Here is a 21651-nt window from a genome sequence, read left to right as displayed (position 1 = left end):
GAGCTTAGGTTCCCTATGCTTACATCGATTAAACATGTTAATCTAACTCACCTTTTTCTAGATCCATCCTGCCATGACTATAAAAGACACTCTGTTATATCTCGGTAAAGCCACCCTTTTCGGCCTTATCATGGCGGCCATGTTTTTATTGGTGACACGTTATATCGATAACCAATCCCTCGGTAGTAGTCTGCTACAAACCCGTGCCAACAACACAGTCGAGCTATCCTTTGCCAAGGCGGTACGCCGTGCAGCTCCTGCCGTTGTGAATATTTATAGCCTCAGCATAGATCAGAATCGGCCGCTTAATTCAGGCTCACTTCAAGGTCTAGGTTCTGGGGTGATAATGAGTAAAGAAGGTTATATTCTCACTAATTATCATGTCATTAAGAAAGCCGATGAGATTGTTGTCGCCCTGCAAGATGGACGCAAATTTACCTCTGAAGTGGTTGGCTTCGATCCTGAAACCGATTTATCGGTACTTAAAATTGAAGGCGATAACTTACCGATTGTCCCCGTTAATCTCGACAGTCCGCCTCAAGTCGGTGATGTCGTACTCGCTATTGGTAATCCCTACAATTTAGGCCAGACCATTACCCAAGGCATCATCAGTGCCACGGGGCGTAACGGCTTAAGTTCAGGTTACTTAGACTTCCTACAAACCGATGCAGCGATTAATGCGGGTAACTCGGGTGGCGCACTCATTGACACTAACGGCAGCCTTATCGGTATCAATACCGCAGCATTCCAAGTGGGTGAAGAAGGCGGCGGCCACGGGATTAACTTCGCTATCCCGATTAAATTAGCCCACAGCATCATGGGTAAGTTGATTAAAAATGGTCGCGTGATCCGTGGCGCTTTAGGAATTTCTGGCGAGCCGATTAATCCTGTCGTGGCACAAATCCTTAATCTACCCGATCTCAAAGGTGTGCTCGTTACGGGTGTCGATCCTAATGGCCCTGCGGCCCGAGCCCTGCTAATGCCAAGGGATGTGATTATTAAATACGATGGTGAAGATGTGCCAGGCGTTGAAATGCTAATGGACCGCATCGCTGAAACCACACCGGGTAAGAAAGTGATGATGACTGTGATACGCCAAGGTAAACAACAAGAGTTGCCTGTGATTATCGATGAGAAGGTTGTGATCGATAACTAGAGTGTCACTCAGTATTACGCGCTCAAAGGCAGAAAACAAAAAACCAGCTTTTAGCTGGTTTTTTTAATGATTCAAAATTAGCTTAAATCAGTAACAGATCACTGAATACGCACAACCTGTGCGCCTAAACCTTGAAACTTATTCTCAATATGCTCATAGCCACGATCTAAGTGATAGATACGATCGACAATCGTCTTACCATCGGCCACTAAGCCAGCAATCACTAGACTCGCTGACGCACGTAAATCCGTCGCCATGACCTGAGCACCACTTAAAGATTCAATCCCTTGAATGATGCAGGTGTTGCCTTCAAGCTCCATGGTAGCGCCCATACGGATAAGTTCAGGCACATGCATAAAACGATTTTCGAAGATAGTCTCAGTTATGGTTGCCGTACCTTGTGCTAAGGCATTGAGCACACAAAACTGCGCCTGCATATCGGTTGGGAAACCAGGATAAGGTGCCGTCTTGATATTCACCGCCTTCGGACGTTTACCCTGCATATCGAGCTCAATCCAATCTTCGCCCGTAGTAATCGTCGCGCCTGCATCTTCAAGTTTTGCGATAACCGACTCCAGTGAAGCAGGATCGGCTTTTAAACAACGAATACGACCACGGGTCACCGCGGCAGCAACGAGGAAGGAACCGGTTTCGATACGATCTGGCATAACTCGGTAATTGCAGCCCTGTAAACGCTCAACCCCTTGGATACGCAGTGTCGCACTGCCTACACCAGTGATTTTTGCACCCATGGCAATTAAGCAATTAGCGAGATCGATCACTTCAGGTTCACGGGCCGCGTTTTCAATCACGGTTTCGCCATCGGCTAACGCTGCGGCCATCAGTAAGTTTTCGGTCGCACCAACACTCACCATGTCCATAAAGATATGTGCGCCTTTAAGACGACCATCGACACGGGCCTTGATATAACCTTCTTTCACTTCAATCTTGGCGCCCATCATTTCGAGGCCATGTAAGTGCAAGTTCACTGGTCTTGCGCCAATGGCACAGCCGCCAGGCAATGACACGTCAGCCGTACCATAACGAGCCAATAACGGCCCTAAGATCAAGATAGAAGCACGCATGGTTTTCACTAGATCATAGGGAGCGCAAAACTCATTCAGATTAGTGGTAGAAATGCGGATCTGTCCGTCACCGAGTTCAGTCACTTCAGCGCCGAGACAGCGTAATAATTTACAGCTCGTACTCACATCACGCAGATTGGGCACGTTAGAAACCACAAAATCGGTTTCAGCCAATACACCCGCCATCAGAATAGGCAAAGCTGCATTTTTAGCACCTGAAATAATCACATCACCGGCAAGCGGGGGGCTTGCCTGAATTGTTAGTTTATCCACTTTTCCTCACTAGCTAGGCATGTTGAAAACTTTTTCGCGTTTCCATTGAGTCGGCGTGAAAGTTTTGATCGTTAATGCATGTAATTCACCGCTGGCAATGTGTGCCGTCAACGGTGCATAAATGGCTTGTTGCTGTTTGACTCGGCTCATACCATCGAAGCATTCACCTACGGCGATCACTTTATAATGGCTACCATCCGAGCTAGCGTGAACTTCTTCAAGCCCTAACGCATCACGTAAAATCTGTTCGATTAAGCTGCATTCCATGAAATCTATTACCCTATTCTCAATGCGCTTCTTCGGTAAAGAAGGCATCTAAATCATATAAATCAATTAGTTTTTTAAGTTGTGGTGAAGCAGAACTCAATACAAGTTGGCTGCGATGTTCACGCACTAACGCCAGCAAAAATGCCATGCCAGCGCTATCACTGTATTCGAGCCCAGACAGAGACAATATCTGGGTTGACTCATTTAGCAGTTGTTGCCGCTGTGGCCAAAGTGTAATGACATCGGCTTGGGTTATGCGCCCTTTGAGATGACAAACTGTCCCCTGTTGCACAAATTCAATCACGACTGTGACTTCCCAGACTTAGCCTTCATGACCACTTTCTCTTTAGTGCGATCTTCGAGCATCTTAATCACGGGATCGATACCCTGTTGGCGAATTAGATTAGAGATTTCCGACTGCTTAGAAGACAGTAAGCTCACACCTTCGGCAACTAAATCAAATGCCTTCCACGAGTCATCCTTTAAACGGCGCGCCTTAAACAATAGTTTAATCGGTGGGCGACCGGCTTCGATGATCTGCACGTTTACATCGACCATTTTCTCTTTGCTGAAATCAATCCCAGGTGAGAATTCCACTTTTTGATTAGTATATTCAGTAAAGGCTTGAGCATAAGTAGAGATTAAATAACCTTCAAAAGCATTGACGAAACGATTGCGTTGCTCTTCGGTTGAATCCTTAAGATATTGGCCTAATACCTTATAAGAAGCGTATTTATAATCGACATAAGGCATGAGTTCTTCACGAACAATCACCTTTAAATGGTCTGAATTTGCGTCGATTAATGCTTTATCTTTGTGAAAACGATCGAAGGTTTTATTGGCAACGGCTTTCACCATGGCATACGGATCTGTCGTATCGACAACCACATCAGCGGCGACTGCGCTCGTTGCCCCTAAAACCATCACTAACGGCAATAAAAAACGAGATAAGTTTTTAAACATAGCGGTAACCCCTATTTATCCTTCGAACCCATACTATATAAGAACTGACCAATCAGCTCCTCCAACACTAATGCCGAGCGAGTGTCGTCAATCTTATCGCCGTCTTTCAGCATACTGACATCATCGTCGACAAAACCCGGTGTTAACCCTAAGAATTGTTCGCCCAACAAACCCGAAGTCAAAATGGCTAAACTACTGGTTTCAGGGAATTTATCGTAACGCTTGTCCATCACTAATGTGACCACAGCCACTAACTTAACTGGGTCTAAATCTATGCTGCTCACTCGGCCAACGACAACACCGCCAACCTTGACTGGCGAACGCACCTTCAAACCACCAATGTTGGTAAAATTGGCTTGTATGGTATAAGTGCTATCGCTGCTTTTCACTTCAATATTGGCGACGTTAAAGACTAAGACCAAAAAAGCGGCCAATCCTGTTAAAAGAAACACACCCACTAATAATTCAATTTTTCGTGTCAACATGTTCAGCTACCACTCTGTTAATCCATCTAACCTGTGTCGAAATCCGCAGTGTTCCGTTAGCGGCCAAACATCAGGGCTGTCAGTAAAAAATCCAATGCCAATACAGCGAGGCTCGACTGAACGACAGTCTGGGTCGTTGCACGGCTGATGCCTTCCGGATTTGGGATCACTTGATAACCGCGATATAACGCAATCCAAGTGACCACTACGGCAAACACACCACTTTTGATCAAGCAGTTAACTATGTCCTGACGCCATTCGACAGACGCCTGCAGAATCGACCAAAACGCACCACTGTCGATCCCTTTCCATTCCACGCCAACAAGGTGCCCGCCATAAATACCTACAGCGGTAAACATCAACGCCAGCAATGGCATACTGATCACTCCAGCCCAAAAGCGCGGTGCAATAATCTGCCTTAATGGGTCAATAGCCATCATTTCTAAACTGGAAAGCTGCTCAGTACTTTTCATTAAACCAATTTCAGCGGTTAATGCTGAACCCGCCCGTCCCGCAAACAATAACGCGGTAACAACTGGCCCCAACTCACGCAGTAAACTGAGCGCCACCATAGGACCTAAGCTTTCTTCAGTGCCAAAACCAACTAAGATGTTGTAGCCTTGCAGTGCGAGCACCATGCCGATAAAGAGTCCTGAGACTAAAATAATCACCATAGATTGCACACCGACCACATAAATCTGGCGCACTAATAATGGAAAACCTTTACGCACGCGTGGCCAGCGAAAAATCGCGCCCCACAGCATAAGGCCTGCACGGCCAAAGCCGAGCACTAGCTCAATCGCGCTGCGGCCTAAGTCGGCAATACTGTCGATTAACTTCACTTGCCAACTCCTTTTGCCATTAATTCTTGCTGGTAATCATTTGCCGGATAATGGAACGGCACAGGGCCGTCCGGAGCACCTTGAATAAACTGTTTCAGCTGCGGATTATCAGCGTACTTTAATTCTTCAGGGGTACCGTGGGCGATGACTTTTTTGTCAGCCACCACATATACATAATCGGCAATGCCAAGCACTTCATCCACATCGTGGGACACTACAATTGAAGTCAGATTCAGCGCATCGGATAACTCACGAATAAGCTTTACTAACACGCCCATCGATATTGGGTCTTGCCCTGCAAAAGGCTCATCGTACATCACCATTTCAGGTTCAAGCGCTATGGCTCTAGCCAATGCGGCGCGGCGTTGCATACCACCGGATAACTCGCTTGGCATCATCTGAGCTGCACCACGTAAACCTACGGCTTCAAGCTTCATCAGCACGATAGTGCGAATAATGTCTTCAGGCAGTCCAGAATGTTCACGCAGTGCAAACGCCACGTTATCGAACACATTAATGTCGGTAAACAGCGCGCCACTTTGAAACAGCATGCTCATCCGCTTACGCAGACTAAATAATTCATTGCGACTCACGCCATGGATATCGTGACCGTCGAATAAAACTTGTCCATGGTCAGGCGTTAATTGGCCGCCAATCAATTTCAACAGGGTCGTTTTGCCTATGCCGCTCGGCCCCATGATCGCCGTCACCTTGCCCCTTGGAATGGACAGGCTAATATCTTCATATATCACACGCTGACCGCGGCTAAACCCCAAATTACGGATCTCAACCAACGGCGTTTGTTCTTGAGTCATGCTTGATTCCGACATTTGCAAATGAGGTGATCCTAGTCTTCCTAGACTGACCAATCGAAGAGCCGCAAATTGTACGTAATTGCGCTTTAACCTACAACCGAATCGACACTATCGCCCTGCGATACTTTCAATTTGCCTCATTTACAGCGAAAATGCGCCCTAAGTTTTCACTCTGCACAGGTAAAATGTTACTTAATGTTTTCAACCTAGTTGCAGAATTGGCAGTATTGGCTAATTCGTTCGCACTTAGCTCACTCTTCGCCCACTTTTATCGGGGAGAGTCGATACGCAATTGCGCAATAGAGGCATCCCATAGGGTAATACCCGCTGCGATATGGGATAAATCCATTGAAATAAACGACAAAGACGATGATATTGCTCAAGACCTTCTGCCGCTAAACACGTTATTGTGCATGAATAGCTAACGCAGCTGAACTTGACGAGTCGGATCAATCGCTCTAGCCTGCCGCAATTGTTTTGCTGTTTTCGGTAATTAACCACAGCAATACATAAGCTAAATTGTCTGAAAACAAACTAATACTTGGCAGAAAGCCTATTACATATCATCTTTATCGCGTACCAAATTGTGCTATTCCAATCCCATCAATGGGGCGACAAAGACAATGCAAAAAGAGAGATAGACATGGTAGACAAATCACAACTGCGCCAATGGGGTTGTAAAGTTATCGACATTGAAAAGTCAGCCCTAGACAATCTTTATCAATATGTTGATTCGGCTGAATTTGCAGAAGCTTGCGAGTTGATCCTCAACTGCACAGGCAAAGTGATTGTCATGGGAATGGGCAAATCGGGCCATATCGGCAATAAGATTTCTGCCACCCTCGCCAGCACAGGAACGCCCGCATTTTTTGTGCATCCGGGTGAAGCCAGCCACGGCGATCTGGGTGTATTGGCCGATAACGATGTGATTTTAGCGATTTCAAATTCTGGTGAGTCGAGTGAAATCCTCACCTTAATGCCGGTCATCCAACGTATGGGCGTGCCTGTTATTGCGGTAACGGGTAAACCCGAATCGAATATGGCGCGATTATCTAAAGTGCATTTATGTATCGAAGTCCCAGAAGAGGCTTGCCCACTTGGACTTGCCCCAACGTCGAGCACTACCGCGACCTTAGTGATGGGCGATGCCATCGCCATTGCGCTACTACAAGCGAAAGGCTTTACCCGTGATGATTTTGCAATGTCCCATCCTGGCGGTGCTTTAGGACGCAAGTTATTGTTAAAAGTCTGCGATGTCATGCACAGCGGTGATGACTTACCGCTCGTTAACCACGATATTTGCATCACAGAAGCTCTGTACGAAATCTCCAAGAAAGGCTTAGGCATGACGGCGATTATCGATGATCAGCGCAAGCTGGTTGGTATCTTCACCGACGGTGATTTACGCCGCGTTATTGATGCCGAAGTGAATTTACGCACGACGCCCATTGCCGATGTGATGACCCGTAACTGCGTCACGATCACGGATAATGTATTGGCCGCCCAAGCACTGCAAGTGATGGACTCAAAAAATATCAACGGATTAATTGTTATCGATAAAGATCGCCATCCTATCGGCGCTCTTAACATGCTCGATATGGTAAAAGCAGGAGTCATTTAATGCCACAGCAAGGATTTTACGGCCCAATCAGTGATGATGTGTGGCAACGCGCGCAAAAGATTAAACTGTTAATCTGTGACGTCGATGGGGTGTTTTCCGACGGCCGTATTTACTTGAGTAATAGCGGCGAAGAGCTCAAAGCTTTCCATACCCGCGACGGCTATGGCGTGCGATCACTACTCACCAGCGGTTTCAACCTCGCCGTGATCACAGGACGTCAATCCAAAATCGTTGAAAACCGTATGACAGCCCTTGGTGTTACCCATATTTACCAAGGCGTAGACAATAAGTTCGAGCCCTATGAAGCATTGCTCGCACTTTATGGTGTCACCCCAGAAGAAGTGGCTTATATCGGTGATGATATTGTCGATCTCCCCGTGATGAATGTCGTCGGTTTAGCGGTCAGTGTTGCTGACGGCCACCCCTATGTACGCCAACACGCCCATTTTGTGACTATGCTCAATGGTGGCCACGGTGCACTGCGTGAACTCACAGATCTGTTACTCCTAAGTCAAAATAAATTCACTTCGGCCCATGGAATGAGTATATGAGTCGTGTGACACTCGCGATTATCGCTTTTTTTGGAACCGCACTAGCGCTTTACTGGCAGGTCCAGAACAAACACAGCGGTGATTCCGATAACAGAGTAAAAGATCAAAATACCCCAGATTTCATCGTTGAAGATCTGCGCAGTGTTGAGTTCAATGAGCAAGGACTAGTGAATAGCCGTGTGACGGCGAAACACATGGAACATTATGATTCAACGAATCAAACTTTCTTTACTCAACCTGTTTATCTTGTTTATCCAGACCAAGGTAAAGCACAATGGCAGCTCAGGGCTGATCAGGGCAAGCTAAACAAGGAAACTGGCAAGGTTGTATTAGAAAATAATGTTATTATCGATGCCATTAGCCCAGAAGAACCGATTCAGACCTTGTCCACCAGTTATCTGGAACTCGATCTCAACACTATGATAATGACCTCTGACCGTACCATTTACGTCACAGGGAAAGATTTTAATATTCAAGGCCAAGGCCTTTATGCCGACCTCAACGCGCAAGAAGTGCAATTGACCAGTCAGGTAGTAGGAACATATGAAGCAAAATAACGTATTACTTGCCAGCCTAATGCTAATTATGAGCATGAGTGCTTTCGCGAAAGTGGGCGACTTAAAGCAAGAAGTCAAAATTAAAGCTGTGAGCCAAACTGCGGATATCAAAAACAACCAGATCATCTTCTTTGGTCCAGTTGAAGTTACCCAAGGCTCAATAAAAATCCAAGCAAATGAACTGCGTGCATTTTCCGCTGAAGGTGAAAATAGCAAAACTTTGGTCGCCACAGGCAACCCTGCTACGTATAGCCAAATATTAGACGATGGTCGCCCAGCATCGGCAAGCGCGAAAGAAATTCGTTACGATATGGCAAGCCGCACCTTAACACTGAAAGGTATGGCGTCATTAGATCAAGCAGGTAGCCAAGTTACAGGCAATTTAATCCGCTATAACATGATTCAACAGAAATTGATGGCCGAGAGTACTGGCAGTGGTGACGATCGCGTGATCACTATTATTCAGCCTGAAAACTATCAAGATGATGCTAAATCAGACGCTCCGGCGGATAAACCTGTAAAAAAGCAGGACTCTAAATGACCCAAATCACCTTAAGAGCACAAAATCTGGCAAAAAGTTACAAGAGTCGCCAAGTGGTTAAAGACGTCAGTCTGACGGTAAAAACCGGTCAAGTCGTTGGCCTACTCGGTCCAAACGGTGCCGGTAAAACCACGACCTTTTACATGGTTGTCGGGCTAGTGAAGAGCGATAAGGGGCATATCTTTATCGACGATGATGATTTAACCGCAGATCCTATGCATCTGCGTGCCCGCAAAGGCATAGGTTACTTACCGCAGGAAGCCAGTATCTTTCGTAAGCTAACTGTTCATGACAACATCATGGCCGTACTGCAAACTCGTAAAGAACTTAAAAACGAAGAACGAGAAGAAGAACTAGAACATCTGCTCGAAGAGTTTCATATCACCCACATCCGTGACAGCCAAGGCATGTCATTGTCGGGTGGCGAACGTCGTCGCGTCGAAATTGCGCGGGCTTTAGCCGCTAATCCTAAGTTCATTTTGCTCGATGAACCGTTTGCCGGCGTCGATCCTATTTCGGTTATCGACATCAAGAAGATTATCGAACAACTCAAAAGTCGCGGCCTTGGCGTACTGATCACAGACCATAATGTCCGCGAGACATTAGATGTATGTGAACATGCTTATATTGTGAGTCACGGAAACCTGATTGCCGAAGGAACTCCAGCAGAGATCTTAGACAATCAGCAAGTTAGGGCTGTGTACTTAGGTGAACAATTCAGGCTATAGTTAATCGAGCGAAGCCAATGGAGGCAATTTATACCGCCATTGGGCTTCACTCAAGATAATAATAAGCGACCTCATCTAACAATAATAACGTAGGGATCAGCGGTAACATGAAAGCGTCACTCCAGCTCAAACTGGGTCAACAGTTAACCATGACGCCACAACTACAACAGGCTATACGTCTGTTGCAACTGTCGTCACTGGAACTGCAGCAAGAGATCCAGCAAGCATTAGATTCTAATCCCCTTCTCGAGCTGGAAGAGGATCAATTCGACGCCACTAAAAACCCTGTAAACCAAACGCTATCCGATACGGATTTCAGTGAATCTAGCACTCTGCCACCAGAAAAAGACAGCTCCACCATAGACACGGCAGAGTCGCTAACCAAAGAATCCATGCCCGATGAGCTCCCCATGGACACCACATGGGATGAAGTGTTTACCGCCTCCCCAAACTCAGGCCCCGGCGGCAGTCGTGAAGACGATATGCCCTTCCAAGGCGAGACCAGTGAAGGTTTGTACGAACACTTAGAATGGCAAAAAAACCTCACGCCGTTTTCTGAAACCGATTTAGCCATTGCCACCGCCATTATTGATGCCATCGACGATCAGGGCTATCTCACCCAAAGCACTGAAGAAATTCTCGAAGCCATGGGCAATCCTGAAGTTGAGCTTGACGAAGTCGAAGCCGTACTCAAGCGTATTCAGCATTTTGATCCCATAGGCGTTGCCGCCCGCGATTTAAGTGAATGCCTGTTGATCCAACTGTCGCATTTCGCCGCTGATACTCCCAACCTAGAAAACGCCCGTATGCTGATCAAAGATCATTTAGATCTGATCGCCGCCCGAGACTTTAGGTTATTGATGCGTAAGACTAAATTAAAAGAGGATGAATTAAGGGATGGTATAGCACTTATCCAAACTCTCAATCCTCGCCCAGGTTTGTTGATCACACCCAATAATGACGAATACGTTATCCCAGATGTGTCTGTGTCGAAGAAAAATGGCCGCTGGGTCGTTGAGCTTAATCCTGACTGCATGCCCAAAATCAATGTAAATCAACATTATGCTTCTATGGCACGCAGCACAAAAAACCAAGCCGATAGCCAATTTATTCGCGGCCATCTGCAAGAGGCTAAATGGTTTATTAAGAGTCTAGAAAGCCGTAACGACACTTTGCTTAAAGTTGCTAATTGCATAGTGCAATATCAGCAAGGTTTCTTTGAGTATGGTGAAGAAGCCATGAAGCCTATGGTGCTTAACGATATTGCTGAAGCGGTAGAAATGCATGAGTCCACCATCTCACGGGTCACAACTCAAAAATACATGCATACCCCTAAGGGACTTTTTGAACTAAAATACTTCTTCTCTAGCCACGTCGGTACTGACGATGGTGGTGAGTGCTCATCCACAGCAATCAGAGCCTTTATAAAGAAACTGGTGGCAGCGGAAAACCAGAAAAAACCATTAAGCGATAGTAAGATGGCACAACTTCTGGCAGAACAAGGGATCAACGTAGCCCGCAGAACCATTGCGAAGTACCGAGAGGCTATGCTTATTCCACCTTCTAATCAGCGTAAAAGTTTATAACCTACAGTGGATATCGGAGGACGTTTCTATGCAAATAAACCTAAGTGGGCACCATATCGAAATTACCGAATCGTTACGTGCATATGTAGAAGAAAAGTTTTCAAAACTTGAACGCCATTTCGAACAGATCAATAATGTGCACGTTGTGCTCAATGTTGAGAAAATGCAACAGATTGCTGAAGCGAGAATAAACCTCATAGGTGGTGAAGTTTTTGCTACTTCAGAGCATGCTGACATGTATGCCGCTATAGACGCCCTGATTGACAAGCTTGACCGTCAGGTTATTAAACACAAAGAGAAGTTAACAAAACACTAATAATGGAACTTTGTACCATACTGCGGCCGGAGTGCACTACCTGCGCCACTCCGGGCAGCAAGAAAAAGGTACTGGAACTCATCAGCGACTTAGTCGCTGCCCAGTACCCGACCCTCTCATCTCAAGAGATATTCGAAAGCCTAGTGGCGCGCGAAAAGATGGGGAGCACAGGTATAGGTAACGGCATCGCCATTCCACATGGTCGACTAGCCGATATAGATCAGCCCATTGCCATACTAATTAAGTGTGAAGAGCCGATAGCATTTGATGCTATCGATAAGCAACCTGTTGATATTTTATTTGCACTACTGGTGCCTGCAGACCAATGTCAGCAGCACTTAAGTACCTTGTCTTGCATGGCCGAAAAGCTGAGCGACAAGCAAATATTAAAGCAATTACGCAAGACGCATGATGAAACGGAACTCTATCAGGTAATCACTGGATGAAACTGGTCATAGTGTCGGGCCGCTCAGGCTCAGGCAAATCTGTCGCCCTTAGGGTACTCGAAGATCTCGGCTATTATTGTGTCGATAACCTTCCCTTGCCATTGATTGGCAGTTTGCTTGAGCAACTCAAAGGCAGTAACGATCTCGTCGCCATCAGTGTCGACGTGCGTAACATGCCTGAGCAGGATAAGGTCTTAGTAAAACAACTCGCTAGCCTACCTCCAGATACTGAGTTAACGAGCTTCTTCCTTAACTCCAGCGATAAAATTCTGCTCAAGCGTTACAGCGAAACCCGCCGTTTGCATCCTTTGTCGAAGAGCCGAGTGTCTTTGCAAGAAGCGATAAAGCTGGAGGGGAAACTGCTCGAGCCTATGTCAAAACTGGTCGATCACTACATAGATACGTCGAATCTGAATATCTATGATTTAAGCGACCAAGTCAGACAAATTCTCCTTGGTAGTGTCGATAAAGAACTCGTGATCAACTTCGAGTCCTTTGGCTTTAAGCACGGAATGCCCACCGAAGCAGACTTTATGTTCGATGTACGCTTTCTGCCCAATCCCCACTGGGAGTTGGCGCTGCGGCCATTGACTGGCTTAGATGAACCCGTGGCTGAATTCTTAAATCGCCAACCACTGGTCAATAAGTTCATCTGGCAAATCGAAAATTTACTGGAGACTTGGCTGCCGCACCTCGAGCGTAACAATCGCAGTTATTTAACTGTGGCCATTGGCTGCACAGGTGGACAGCACAGATCGGTTTACGTCGCAGAGCAATTGGCCAAACGCTTTAGTAACGGTAAACATAAAGTGTATGCCCGTCATCGAGAGCTCAACAATGCCAAAGCTTGAACGTCAGATAACCATCTGTAATAAGCTCGGTTTACATGCCCGTGCCGCCACTAAGTTGGTGGTACTGGCTTCCGAGTTTGATGCGACCATCACCTTAATCCAAGGCGATAAACAAGCATCGGCCGCCAGTGTGCTTGGCTTACTGATGCTTGAAACTGGCATGGGTAAGACCATCAAGCTTATCGCCGAAGGCCCAGATGCAGAGCCGGCTCTCGATGCCATTTGTGCCTTAATCGACGCTAAGTTTGACGAAGCCTGTTAGTTTCACTTCACACTAAGCACTTCATCGTTAGTTTCACTTCATGTCTAGTTTAAAAAACTTGCCATTCACACATGGCAAAACATTTGTCGCTCGACGATACAAGCCACAGGCGATTACACTAGCGGTCATTGCGCTGGCGCTGGCCTTACCTTAGCCGTCTTAATCTGTGTCATCGACTGACGCTTAGTCACCGTAAAATCCTAGCCCAACACTAAGATCTCAAACCAATTTGCCGCACAATGGAGGACAAATGCCCGTAGATAATGCAGAAAACGATCACACCGGACATAGTCTTGACCAGTTAAACCAAGCGCTTAGCAGCGGCATGTTCGTACACGTGCGCAATATGCTGCAAAAAATGGCCGCCTCAGATATCGCGCTGATCTTAGAATCATCACCGCCAAGTGCCAGACAAGTACTGTGGCAGCTCATCGATCAGGAACAAATAGGCGACATACTCGATGAGTTGAGTGAAGAACTCAAAGACCCACTGATCCGTAGCATGAGCCCTGAGCGAGTCGCGAAAGCGACAGCAAGCATGGACACCGACGATCTCGCCTATATTCTGCGAAGTCTTCCCGACGCCGTTTACAAACAAGTGTTGCAGTCGATGACGGAGCAAAATCGCCTGAGGGTAGAACAAGCCCTATCTTATCCAGATGAGACCGCCGGCAGCTTGATGAATACAGATACAGTCACCTTAAGACCCGATGTGAATATCGATGTGGTGCTGCGCTATCTTCGGCAAAGGGGCAACCTACCCGACACCACAGATACCTTATATGTGGTCGACAAACAGGACAAAGTCCTTGGCGGTGTTAGGCTGGCAGATCTGCTGACTTGCGCGCCAAGCACCACAATTCGCAATATCATGGATCCCAATATTCAAAGTATTCCTGTGAGCATGTCCGACAGCGAAGTCGCGCAGAAATTCGAACGCAATGACTGGGTATCGGCACCTGTCGTCGACAGTGATGGTAAGCTGCTCGGGCGTATCACAATCGATGACGTAGTCGATGTTATCCGCGAAGATGCTGAACATTCCATGATGGGTATGGCGGGGATGGACGGAGATGAAGATACCTTTGGTCCTGTGCTAAAAAGTACCCTACGTCGCTCACTCTGGCTCACGATTAACTTATTCGCCGCCCTGCTCGCATCGTCGGTCAGCAATATGTTTGAAGGCACTATTGAGCAATTTGCCACTATCGCCATCCTAATGACGATTGTCCCTAGCATGGGCGGTGTTGCCGGTAATCAGACCTTAGCGCTCGTGATCCGTGGTATTGCTTTAGGCCATATAGGCCAAAGCAACGCTCGCTGGCTTATCGGTAAAGAGCTATCGATTGGTTTTCTCAATGGTTTGATGTGGTCGATTTTAGTCTTTGTCGCCGTGTGGCTATGGAAGGATGATATGGCACTGGCGGGATTAATTGGTAGCGCCATGCTGATCAACATGACAGTAGCTGGGCTTGCAGGTGCGAGTATTCCATTGATTTTAAAAAGACTTAAAATCGATCCTGCCCTCGCTGGCGGTATGGTGCTCACCACAGTCACTGACGTGGTTGGCCTGTTCGCCTTCCTCGGGTTAGCGACGCTCTACCTGATGAACTAACGCTTTAACAGTTTGAGCTAATAACAAAAACGGCACCTCAAAGGTGCCGTTTTTTATCCCGCTGGAAAACTAAAGAAGGCTATTTTGCCGGAGGTTGAAAACCATAACTGCTCAGAATCGCTTGGCCTTTTGTCGATAGAATAAACTCAGCTAACGGCGTAGCGGCAGTATTAGCGCCTTGTAAAACCAGTAAACCATAGTCGGCACCCACGGCGAGTTCCTGCGGTAAATCGATGATTTGTAAACTCGGCACTTCTTTTTTAGCCAGCACAGCATTAGTGCAATAGGTTAAAAAGATATCCGCTTGCTTGTTTTCCATCACCCAGCCATAGGGGTTGCGATCTTTAGGCGGTTTAACGCTCTCAGGGCCGCCCGTCAGTTGTAATGCCTTGGTCTCTAACGCGGCTTTCGCATTGGGTTTTACCGCTTCGGCCTTAGCAAAAACGGCCCAGGCATAATCACCCGCGGGGTCGGCTTTCGGGGTTGAGGTGCCGACTTTAATCTTAGGATCTAACAAGGTATCGAGTAACGTCGAACTCGTCACCTGAACTGTGTCTTGAGCAACAGCGCAGAGTTGATTACGGGCAAACATTTGCACCGCTTCGCCCTGACCCGAATCCACTAATGCCTGTGGATGTTTCATATTCGCCGAGGCAAAGATATCGACTTTCTCGCCCTCTTGAATACGTTTTAACAATAAACCTGAGGGCGCATATTGCGCTACAACACTCATTTGCGACTGTGCTTGATAAGCAGCAATAATATCACTCATCGCAGCCTTTAAACTGCCTGCGGCGCGCAGTTCTATCGGCGCGGCTCCTGTGGTCACTTCGGCTTTCATCGGCACTCCTTGTACAGCAGTCACCATGATGACAGGACTTAAACTCAAGGCTATTAACACATTTTTACTTATCATAGTCATATTCTCCTTTAGGCACTAAAAGTCATTCTTGTGACTTATCCCCATACAGAACGTGAAATCGATAAAGGGATCAAGCTGAAGTCATCCCAAGGTAATTAGCAGTGATATGTTTGTGGTGCTGGTCACTCAAGGTGCGCTTCATAAAGGACAAATTGTCTAATTGAAGCACGGCAAGCTAATCACTCAATTAGCCCACCACTGAAAACAAAAAAGTCGCCCAAGGCGACTTTTTCAGCGAGAACTTAGTGCTTAGACCAGACTATTTACCCGTTGGTATTAGTACGATCTCAACGCGGCGGTTTTGTGCTCGGCCATTTGCATTGGCATTTGATGCAATAGGACTCGCTTCACCCATACCTTTTGATTTTACACGGGCAGAGGCAACGCCTTTATTCATCAAGTAATTACCCACTTCGCTAGCACGGACCTGTGACAGACGTAAATTGTAAGAGTCTGAACCACTGCTGTCGGTATAACCTAATATGTTGAGCTGCGTTTTGCTGTATTCCTTGGCCACAACCGCCACTGAATTCAGCACGCGTTTAGCACCGTCGCTTAACTCGGTTTGATCTACGCCGAAGGTCACTTCATTAGGCATATTCAAAATGATGTTATCGCCGTTACGGGTCACACTCACGCCCGTTGAGGCTAATTGTTGGCGTAATTTGGTCTCTTGCACATCCATATAATAACCAATACCACCACCGACGGCAGCGCCCGATGCAGCACCAATTAAGGCGCCTTTACCGCGGTCGCTCTTGCTCGAAGATACCACTCCAATTGCGGCACCCGCGACGGCACCAATCAATGCGCCACTGGTCGCTTTAGCGGTTTGTTCTTCGTTTGAATAGGGATTGATTGTTGTACAACCCGATGCAACTAGCGCGGTCGTCAATACCACTATGGCTAACAGGGATGGTTTAGATTGCACTGCCTGAAAACACTTCATCATTTATAACCTCTTTATATGATTGATGACTGTGAATACCGCTCAAAAGGGCAAGAAATATCACGTCCATTAGGTAATACGAATGACCTAGGGATTGCCACAAAGCAGGCAGTATATAAGCAATTGCGCTGGAGACAATCCTTTATCCATCTTCAATTATGCTAATCCAGATTTTAGTCAGCAAAGATACAGATTTCGGGCTTCAATCATGGCTTAGACCGCCCTGCTCCATATCAAGCCAATGGCACCGAAATAGTGCGCCTTGCACCTTTTTTGGCAGCACTAAAAAATCACGCCGTTTTAATCGAATATACAAGCCAATGATTTTAAACATTAAAATAAAAATTAGAATATTGGCACGAATTTTACATACTACTAAGTGAGTAGACAGTCAGACGCGGTAGAAATCGCCGAAAACTCAAGTCGACTTCAACAGGATTAATCCAAATTAAATGGACCTATCGAGACAGAAAATGCACTCGAGTATTTAGGGTCATAAAGGAGGAAGTATGAAAACAGTCATGAACTTTATCGCACTATGTCGCCACGAATGGATTTGTCTGCGCCACCTAGGTCTGAGCCTGTGGGATTTAGAACAGCGTCAATATCATCAATAAAAGGCAACGCAAACGGTCATATTTTGGTTCGAAGGCAGTAAAAGAGGGAACGCTCATGGGAATCGCAGAAAATAGTCTCAAGCTACATGTTATCACCGAGGTTAAAGTACAAGGTCGCTTACTGTCGGATGTTGCACGTCAATACGGTTTATCTGCCAAGGCAGTCTACCAATGGGTGCGAGAAAGCGATCTGCAACCCCAGCAAAGAGAATGCGCATTAATGAGTGAGATTGCCCAGCTACAGAAAAAAATTAAACAGCTCAATCAAGAGCTACGCACGATAGGTTAGCCTGTACAACAAGCTAAACGTGCCCGAATAGACAAGGCCGGACGAGATTGCATATCGCCCTGCTGATAACGCTAACGATGTAAAAGATGTGCTAACAACAATAATAACAGCGCCCTTTTTAGTCCGGCCTTGTCGTCCAAATTGATGAACCCAGCGAAGATTGGGAAATAGTATTAACAGCAACAAACGGATAGGGACAATGCAAAAGTTTCGGCAAGACTAGGGAGGGAGTTATCTCCCCCAAGATCAAATATGTGAATTGTGCTCCCCCAAGTCATGAACATATTTCTCTCTCTGGCCTTGTCATTTTATTCACAGGATCAATGATGATCCAGCACTGCAATGAGTGTAGTGCGCCAAGGAAGGCCGTGATTGGTATTACATAGATTGACTGAAGAGTGACCAAGGTTTCGGCAAGGATTGAGGGAGTTATCTTCCCCAAAGATTAAATATGTGAATTGTGCTCCCCCAAGTCATGAACATATTTCTCTCTCAGCTCTTGTCCTTTTATTACACTGTTCGATGATTGCTAGCTTGTTTGTAGCAACAAGGATGGCCCCAGCTTCCATAGGGGATTAAGCCAAGGATTGGCTAACGCAAAAAATTAAATAACAATAATAAAATCAACAATAAAAATAATAATCCACTTAATTTTTAGCATAAAAAAGACGCTACTTTGAGCGTCTTTTTTATGGGTGAAAAACAACGACTGACGATTAATAGTCTTCTTCGTTTGCCTCTTGGATCCGCTGCTTACGCTCTTGTGCCTCTTCAAAGGCCGCTTGGATTTCTTCCAAGACCGCACTAACATCGGCTTCGACCAGCACTTCGGTAAACTCACCCGTTAATGGTGTTTCAGGCTTCAATTCACCGGCTTCAAACAAGGCCCAAATTTCTTTGGCGTATTGTGTTTTTAACAGCTCAGGAGCATACAAACCATAGTATTGAGTCATGTTATTCACATCACGCGCTAACATCCATTTAGCATGGTTATTTGCAGCGGCATCGACGGCCTGAGGTAAGTCGATAATCACTGGCCCTTCACTGTCAACTAACACGTTAAACTCAGACAAGTCACCGTGCACTAACCCCGCACAGAGCATACGTTTGACATAGGTCATCACCAACGCATGATCCTTCAAGGCTTTTTCTGCCGACATACTAACATCGTTTAATCTCGGCGCGACATTGCCCTCGGCATCCGTCACTAACTCCATCAGCAACACGCCATCGAAACAACCATAAGGCGTTGGCACACGCACACCCGCATTCGCTAAACGGTAAAGTGCTTCAACTTCAGCATTTTGCCAAGCTTCTTCCTGCTGATCGCGGCCAAATTTAGACCCTTTTTCCATCGCGCGCGCGCGACGACTGTTACGGACTTTTCGACCTTCTTGATATAACACAGCTTGCTTAAAACTGCGCTTGTCCGCTTCTTTATAGACTTTGGCACAGCGGATATCATCACCACTGCGTACAACGTACACAGTCGCTTCTTTACCGCTCATTAACTGGCTAATGACCTCATCGACCAGTCCTTCATCAACCAGGGGTTGGATTCGTTTCGGAGTTTTCATAGCGCCCTTATACCTTACTTAGGCATGATATGGAATACTGCGGGCAAATCTTCATACAAAAGCGGTCTCCAGCGGAAGTTTGATGAATATAGTTTAGGATTATTAAACGAATTTTAAGTAAAAACTAATGCACTTGCGTGTTAAACACAATACCAGATTTACTCAGCGCGTTGGCAAAGAAAGAGACTGAAAATACCGCTTTAACTAAAAGAATATTCTTTTATGCTCACCCCAGTAAAACCAGACTCAAAACGACAAGCCATATTCCGCGCCGAATATGCCAATCCAAGCCAGTTGAAATAATACCCATAGCTAAATTGGTGCAGGAACTTAACTCAAACAAACAAGGCAATCACACTGCCCACGGTCGCCGCCGCTTTCAATATTTGGCCTGCACTGTAATAAGTGTCGTTTGAACTCTTAACGTCATCTACATCATCCGCACTAGGCTCAGATATTTTACTCCTTGCAGTGCCATCAAAACTGACCTCAGCTTTGGGAGCCGCCAGCCCTAATGCACCATAGGTAAAGGATTTAAGTCCGCTTGGCTCGGCGGTATCAAGGGATTGATGAGCCGACTTAACTGCCGGTAATGAAGCAGAATACGCAGATGAAATAAGTGAAATCATAGCGAGCACCAAAGCAGACATTTAAAGTGTTAACCACAAACTAACACAATATCAGCTGGTTATCATGCATTCATCCGCTAAACTGTGATGGATTCTACCCAACAAAACGCATCTATGACCGTATAAATGGCGGTATATATAGCTAGATCTCCCCCATAAGAGCCTTTATCCTAAACGCCACAACATATAGAGAACTTATCCATGCACTATCCCAGCATTTTCCTCGCACTTTCAGTCTTATCCCTGACTCAATGCAGCAGCTTATCTATTGAAGAATGCGCCAATAGTGATTGGTTTTCCCTTGGGCTTGCCGATGGCAACCGTGGGACAAGTTCTGGGCAATTAAATCAATATCAAAAAGATTGTCGTGAATTTAATCTCACTGTCGATACCGCGCAGTGGAAACAAGGATACCAGCAAGGGTTAGCCAGTTACTGCGTGCCAGAAAATGGCTACCGCGTGGGCTTAGCGGGAGAAAGTTATTATGGGGTTTGCAGTAATAACCAGTTTGTTGAGCGCTATAACCAAGGCCATCAACAATACCTGACCAACAAACGTTTAACTGAGATTGCCGATCGCTTAAATACCATAGAGAGAGAAATAAGCAGTCTTGATGGCAAGATCAATAATCTCACCGACAAGGCTGACTTATTGAAACAGAAAAACAGCCTACTCAACGAAAAAAACCAACTGTTAGATGAAAGATCTCGCCTACGCAGACCTGATATGCGCTTCGAATTTAGATTTTAAGCCATAAAAAACACTGAACCCAATAAGGACTCAGGGCGTTAGCTTCGCAGCTCGTTATTTTTGCGGTATTCCACTACTTGTAACCTTGAACATTTGACCCAAAGCGACCAATTTAGACTTTCTAAACGCAGGCGAGCGCAGAAAAAACACATAGTAGAGTAGGCTCGCGGACGTCCATGCTATGGCTAAACTCCATAAATCATGACTCAAGAAGTGGGCGCCGCGTAACTCTTGGCCAATGCCAAATACTAGGCCTAAACTCAAACCAAAGATTAATCCAAACTTAGCTAAATGCGGGCGATACTCACGCAGCACGTAATACAAGGCAACCCAAGCAAACCCGCCGCTGGCATGGCCACCAGGGAAACATTGACCAAACTCAGCACTTTTAGGTAAACGAGAAAACAAGGATGAATGTATCATATGGCCGCCAAACTCAATCACATCCCACGGGCAGGTCATGTGAGTAATGCTTTTGCCAATTCGGACCAGCAACACACTCGCCAATACGCTACTAAATAGGTAAATCAGGCCCTTACGGTACGGTTTTACCCTGTCACTTCGAAAACTAAAGGCAATGCCGACTACGACACTCACCGCCAACAAGATGACAAAGTTACGCCCAGTGACATGCAGTAAATCTTCGGTCAACCAATATCCTCTCAATGGCCAAGAGTCGATACCTCCTTGCCAATGAAATAACAAAGTCGCGACTTTCATATCAGCGTGAGTCCATTCAAGCCCCACTATGATCACTGCAAACACTAAAAGCGGCGTAATTAAATGCCCCTTAGCAAAATCCATAAATGTCATCATAACTTTATCTTTCAGATAGTTATTCACTAATAAATCCAAAAATCAGAACATTTAGTGTTAGAGTACCGTTGAATTCTTACCTAACACTTAAGAGATCTAACAGCGCAGCATTTAAGATAGAACCGAGATTTTGCAGTAACTA

General features: G+C 46.0%; 26 protein-coding genes. 14 read left to right on the top strand and 12 right to left on the bottom strand.

Features of this window, described 5'->3' with window-relative positions:
- Positions 1 to 73: 73 nt before the first annotated feature.
- Positions 74 to 1156, top strand: a complete 1083-nt coding sequence (gene degS, locus L5M17_RS08630) for an outer membrane-stress sensor serine endopeptidase DegS (protein ID WP_263146696.1) — start codon at positions 74 to 76, stop codon at positions 1154 to 1156.
- 98 nt (positions 1157 to 1254) lie between these two features.
- On the opposite strand, the gene murA is transcribed toward degS, so the two are convergent.
- From murA to mlaF, 7 genes are read right to left on the bottom strand one after another with little or no spacing between them, the layout of a single operon-like run.
- Positions 1255 to 2514: a UDP-N-acetylglucosamine 1-carboxyvinyltransferase gene (gene murA, locus L5M17_RS08625; protein WP_105251399.1), complete on the bottom strand. Its 1260-nt coding sequence runs from the start codon at positions 2512 to 2514 to the stop codon at positions 1255 to 1257.
- Between the two features lie 9 nt (positions 2515 to 2523).
- Positions 2524 to 2781, bottom strand: a complete 258-nt coding sequence (locus tag L5M17_RS08620) for a BolA family protein (protein ID WP_006086065.1) — start codon at positions 2779 to 2781, stop codon at positions 2524 to 2526.
- A 19-nt stretch (positions 2782 to 2800) separates the two neighbouring features.
- Entirely contained in the window at positions 2801 to 3085 is a 285-nt protein-coding gene (locus L5M17_RS08615) for a lipid asymmetry maintenance protein MlaB (RefSeq protein ID WP_105251398.1), read from the bottom strand.
- On the bottom strand, positions 3082 to 3744 hold the full coding sequence (locus L5M17_RS08610; protein ID WP_105251397.1) for a phospholipid-binding protein MlaC: 663 nt from the start codon (positions 3742 to 3744) through the stop codon (positions 3082 to 3084). The genes L5M17_RS08615 and L5M17_RS08610 overlap by 4 nt, the downstream gene beginning before the upstream one ends.
- A gap of 11 nt (positions 3745 to 3755) precedes the next feature.
- Complete coding sequence (mlaD, locus tag L5M17_RS08605; RefSeq protein ID WP_028759401.1) at positions 3756 to 4229, bottom strand: outer membrane lipid asymmetry maintenance protein MlaD; 474 nt, start codon at positions 4227 to 4229, stop codon at positions 3756 to 3758.
- A 56-nt stretch (positions 4230 to 4285) separates the two neighbouring features.
- Positions 4286 to 5071: a lipid asymmetry maintenance ABC transporter permease subunit MlaE gene (mlaE, locus tag L5M17_RS08600; RefSeq protein WP_105251396.1), complete on the bottom strand. Its 786-nt coding sequence runs from the start codon at positions 5069 to 5071 to the stop codon at positions 4286 to 4288.
- Positions 5068 to 5886 carry a phospholipid ABC transporter ATP-binding protein MlaF gene (gene mlaF, locus L5M17_RS08595; RefSeq protein WP_063882287.1) on the bottom strand — a complete coding sequence of 273 codons (819 nt, stop codon included), beginning with the start codon at positions 5884 to 5886 and terminating at the stop codon, positions 5068 to 5070. The genes mlaE and mlaF overlap by 4 nt, the downstream gene beginning before the upstream one ends.
- A gap of 643 nt (positions 5887 to 6529) precedes the next feature.
- Between mlaF and L5M17_RS08590 the strand changes: the two genes are divergently transcribed.
- The 11 genes from L5M17_RS08590 (at position 6530) to mgtE (ending at position 14960) form a co-directional block, all read left to right on the top strand.
- Positions 6530 to 7507: a KpsF/GutQ family sugar-phosphate isomerase gene (locus tag L5M17_RS08590; protein WP_168825500.1), complete on the top strand. Its 978-nt coding sequence runs from the start codon at positions 6530 to 6532 to the stop codon at positions 7505 to 7507.
- A complete protein-coding gene (kdsC, locus tag L5M17_RS08585; protein ID WP_263146691.1) occupies positions 7507 to 8058 on the top strand; it encodes a 3-deoxy-manno-octulosonate-8-phosphatase KdsC in 552 nt (183 codons plus the stop codon). Before L5M17_RS08590 ends, kdsC begins: the two co-directional genes overlap by 1 nt.
- Positions 8055 to 8615, top strand: a complete 561-nt coding sequence (gene lptC, locus L5M17_RS08580; RefSeq protein WP_105251394.1) for an LPS export ABC transporter periplasmic protein LptC — start codon at positions 8055 to 8057, stop codon at positions 8613 to 8615. The genes kdsC and lptC overlap by 4 nt, the downstream gene beginning before the upstream one ends.
- Positions 8602 to 9156: a lipopolysaccharide transport periplasmic protein LptA gene (lptA, locus tag L5M17_RS08575; RefSeq protein WP_105251393.1), complete on the top strand. Its 555-nt coding sequence runs from the start codon at positions 8602 to 8604 to the stop codon at positions 9154 to 9156. Before lptC ends, lptA begins: the two co-directional genes overlap by 14 nt.
- On the top strand, positions 9153 to 9884 hold the full coding sequence (gene lptB / locus L5M17_RS08570) for an LPS export ABC transporter ATP-binding protein (protein WP_105251392.1): 732 nt from the start codon (positions 9153 to 9155) through the stop codon (positions 9882 to 9884). The genes lptA and lptB overlap by 4 nt, the downstream gene beginning before the upstream one ends.
- A 107-nt stretch (positions 9885 to 9991) precedes the next feature.
- Positions 9992 to 11470, top strand: a complete 1479-nt coding sequence (locus tag L5M17_RS08565) for an RNA polymerase factor sigma-54 (protein WP_212600140.1) — start codon at positions 9992 to 9994, stop codon at positions 11468 to 11470.
- Positions 11471 to 11498: 28 nt separating this feature from the next.
- A complete protein-coding gene (gene hpf, locus L5M17_RS08560; protein ID WP_028759468.1) occupies positions 11499 to 11786 on the top strand; it encodes a ribosome hibernation promoting factor in 288 nt (95 codons plus the stop codon).
- A gap of 2 nt (positions 11787 to 11788) precedes the next feature.
- A complete protein-coding gene (gene ptsN, locus L5M17_RS08555; RefSeq protein ID WP_006083071.1) occupies positions 11789 to 12232 on the top strand; it encodes a PTS IIA-like nitrogen regulatory protein PtsN in 444 nt (147 codons plus the stop codon).
- The gene (gene rapZ / locus L5M17_RS08550) at positions 12229 to 13083 is read left to right on the top strand and encodes an RNase adapter RapZ (protein ID WP_105251390.1); all 855 of its coding nucleotides are present in this window, start codon (positions 12229 to 12231) and stop codon (positions 13081 to 13083) included. The genes ptsN and rapZ overlap by 4 nt, the downstream gene beginning before the upstream one ends.
- Complete coding sequence (locus L5M17_RS08545) at positions 13070 to 13345, top strand: HPr family phosphocarrier protein (RefSeq protein ID WP_006083073.1); 276 nt, start codon at positions 13070 to 13072, stop codon at positions 13343 to 13345. Before rapZ ends, L5M17_RS08545 begins: the two co-directional genes overlap by 14 nt.
- Positions 13346 to 13595: 250 nt before the next feature.
- Positions 13596 to 14960, top strand: a complete 1365-nt coding sequence (gene mgtE / locus L5M17_RS08540) for a magnesium transporter (RefSeq protein WP_113939980.1) — start codon at positions 13596 to 13598, stop codon at positions 14958 to 14960.
- Between the two features lie 79 nt (positions 14961 to 15039).
- On the opposite strand, the gene L5M17_RS08535 is transcribed toward mgtE, so the two are convergent.
- Positions 15040 to 15876, bottom strand: coding sequence for a molybdate ABC transporter substrate-binding protein (locus L5M17_RS08535; RefSeq protein WP_263146688.1), 837 nt, complete (start codon positions 15874 to 15876; stop codon positions 15040 to 15042).
- A 265-nt stretch (positions 15877 to 16141) separates the two neighbouring features.
- Positions 16142 to 16831: an OmpA family protein gene (locus L5M17_RS08530; RefSeq protein ID WP_173497922.1), complete on the bottom strand. Its 690-nt coding sequence runs from the start codon at positions 16829 to 16831 to the stop codon at positions 16142 to 16144.
- Positions 16832 to 17503: 672 nt separating this feature from the next.
- Between L5M17_RS08530 and L5M17_RS08525 the strand changes: the two genes are divergently transcribed.
- Entirely contained in the window at positions 17504 to 17737 is a 234-nt protein-coding gene (locus tag L5M17_RS08525; RefSeq protein WP_106649408.1) for a transposase, read from the top strand.
- A 716-nt stretch (positions 17738 to 18453) separates the two neighbouring features.
- On the opposite strand, the gene L5M17_RS08520 is transcribed toward L5M17_RS08525, so the two are convergent.
- On the bottom strand, positions 18454 to 19314 hold the full coding sequence (locus L5M17_RS08520; protein WP_028759534.1) for a PA4780 family RIO1-like protein kinase: 861 nt from the start codon (positions 19312 to 19314) through the stop codon (positions 18454 to 18456).
- A gap of 335 nt (positions 19315 to 19649) precedes the next feature.
- Positions 19650 to 19964, bottom strand: a complete 315-nt coding sequence (locus L5M17_RS08515; RefSeq protein WP_105251385.1) for a hypothetical protein — start codon at positions 19962 to 19964, stop codon at positions 19650 to 19652.
- A 180-nt stretch (positions 19965 to 20144) separates the two neighbouring features.
- On the opposite strand from L5M17_RS08515, the gene L5M17_RS08510 reads away from it, so the two are divergent.
- Positions 20145 to 20693: a DUF2799 domain-containing protein gene (locus tag L5M17_RS08510; protein ID WP_263146683.1), complete on the top strand. Its 549-nt coding sequence runs from the start codon at positions 20145 to 20147 to the stop codon at positions 20691 to 20693.
- A gap of 54 nt (positions 20694 to 20747) precedes the next feature.
- Here L5M17_RS08510 and L5M17_RS08505 read toward each other — a convergent pair whose 3' ends face one another.
- The gene (locus tag L5M17_RS08505; protein WP_263146809.1) at positions 20748 to 21506 is read right to left on the bottom strand and encodes a phosphatase PAP2 family protein; all 759 of its coding nucleotides are present in this window, start codon (positions 21504 to 21506) and stop codon (positions 20748 to 20750) included.
- Positions 21507 to 21651 lie beyond the last annotated feature (145 nt).

This window comes from Shewanella sp. SW24, assembly GCF_025653395.1.
Classification (GTDB): Bacteria; Pseudomonadota; Gammaproteobacteria; order Enterobacterales; family Shewanellaceae; genus Shewanella; species Shewanella oncorhynchi.
Note: the sequence above shows the minus strand (reverse complement) of the source record. Positions and strands in the feature narration are given on the sequence as shown.